General features: G+C 38.6%; 3 protein-coding genes. 1 reads left to right on the forward strand and 2 read right to left on the reverse strand.

All coding sequences use genetic code 11. The annotated features are described in order from the left end of the window. Positions 1-1,065: ArsS family sensor histidine kinase (locus Q0257_RS12840; protein WP_298025408.1), on the reverse strand; the 1,065-nt coding region annotated here is incomplete at its 3' end. Next, the gene (locus tag Q0257_RS12845; RefSeq protein WP_366517521.1) at positions 1,058-1,405 is read right to left on the reverse strand and encodes a winged helix-turn-helix domain-containing protein; all 348 of its coding nucleotides are present in this window, start codon (positions 1,403-1,405) and stop codon (positions 1,058-1,060) included. The genes Q0257_RS12845 and Q0257_RS12840, both read right to left, overlap by 8 nt. Before the next feature lie 20 nt (positions 1,406-1,425). Here Q0257_RS12845 and Q0257_RS12850 point away from each other — a divergent pair, with 20 nt between their 5' ends. After that, entirely contained in the window at positions 1,426-1,725 is a 300-nt protein-coding gene (locus Q0257_RS12850) for a molybdopterin dinucleotide binding domain-containing protein (RefSeq protein WP_298025411.1), read from the forward strand. The last annotated feature ends 133 nt before the right edge of the window (positions 1,726-1,858 follow it).

Genomic DNA, 1,858 nt, shown 5'->3' on the forward strand with positions numbered 1-1,858 from the left:
GACGGCGGCGCTTACAAGGACTTTGCCGCTAGAGTATTTTAAGGCGTTATCGATTAAATTTTTAATTCCGGTTGCATAAAGCTCAAAATCAACCTCAACCGCACTTATTTCCGCATCCGCTCGCACTTCTATGCGGCTCGTGTCTTTTAGTAAAAGCATATCTACCGAGTGATCGACGATGTCTATAACTCGGTGCTTGTTTTTCTTAAGCTCCCATTGATTAGATACTAGTTTTTCGACCTTGACAACCTCGCCAAGTATCATTTCTAGCCTTATAAAAATTTGTTTTAATCTACTTTTAAATTTATCGTCTCGTAAGATTTCGGCTATCATGTCCGCCATGATCCGCCCCTTCATTATCGGGTTGCGAAATTCGTGCAAGATGTTACGTAAAAATAGCGCTCTAGCCTCTTTTATCGCATCTATTTTTTGCATCGTCGTGTTAAATTCGCCGGCGATTTGGCCTATTTCATCGTTTGCTTCTACTCTTAGCAGTCTAAATTTATCTTCTTCGCCCGCTTTTCTTATCATATTTTTTAAATTTCTGAGTCTCAGCAATTTTTTTAAGACGACTATGAAAAAAGCCACCATTACGATATTTACTATAAGCCAAAGTATCCAAATGTTATGCGAAGAAATTTCTTCTAAATTTTCTAAAGGCACATCGTTTTTCGCGATGTCATCTTTGTTTGATAGCTCAAGCCCTGCCGCATCCATAATGCGTGAAAACATCTTAGGATCAATAGAAGAAAATCTAGGTACAAAGTAGAGCTTTTTGTTATACCTTATCATATCGGTATACGAGTCGCTAAAAATTTTTTCGCCGCCTTGCCTGATCTTAATAGGATCAAGCTCGCTATTTTTAAGGCCAATTTGCGCTAGTTGCTTAGTTGCGTTATCTTCTACTTGTCCTCGTATACGCATACCCAGCATAAAGCGCTCATAAGTAAGGTACTCTGCGTCTCTTACCTGCCTTTTTGATTCGATGAAGAATGCTAAATTTACCGTAATGAGCGCGGCAAAAAAGAAAAAAGATATGAGTTTGATGATAGATATATTACGCATTGATAAATTTATACCCTATACCGCGCACGGGGTGAATGAATCGCGGATTTTTAGGATCGTCTCCTATTTTCTGACGCAAGCGCCCTATGGCGACATCGATGCTTTTTAATCCGCTTTGAAATTTCGCCTGACCCAAATTTATCAAAATATCCTCTCTTGGTATAACCATCCCCTCTTTTTCATAAAGGTAGATAAAGATGTCAAATTCCGCCTTTGTAAGCGCTATAGCTTCTCCATTTTTTAATATAGTGCATCTTTGTTTATCTACGCAAAAGGTTTTGGAGTCGTTGCCCGCTTGTTCCCTCGGCGAAGTAGCGTGAGCCAGTTCTGATAAATCCAGAAAATGCTAAACAAAAAGGCATTGAAAATGGTGATCTAGTCGTTGTTTCATCAAAACGTGGCAAAATTTTATGTGGTGCTGTTGTAACAGATGATGTCAGAAAAGATGTAGTTTGCGTAGCAGAGGGTGCGTGGTATGATCCACAAAATCCTGGTGAGATAGGATCTATGTGTGTTCATGGCGATGTAAATGTCCTAACTATTGATAAGGGCACATCAAAGCTTGCACAAGGCAATATATCTCACACAGCTCTTGTAAATATAGAGAAATTTACAGGCAATGCCCTAAAAGTAAAGGTATTTTCAAAACCTAACGCATAAAACATATAGTGTCCGAGCCTTTCGGACACTTTTTTACAATTTTTTTTAAAATTATACTTTTATTATGCTTTTGGTTATTTACTCTTTTACAAAAACGGCGCGTCGCAACTCCATCGTACCTAGTTAAACAGCA

Source organism: uncultured Campylobacter sp. (assembly GCF_938018035.1).
In the GTDB taxonomy this organism is placed as follows: Bacteria; Campylobacterota; Campylobacteria; order Campylobacterales; family Campylobacteraceae; genus Campylobacter_B.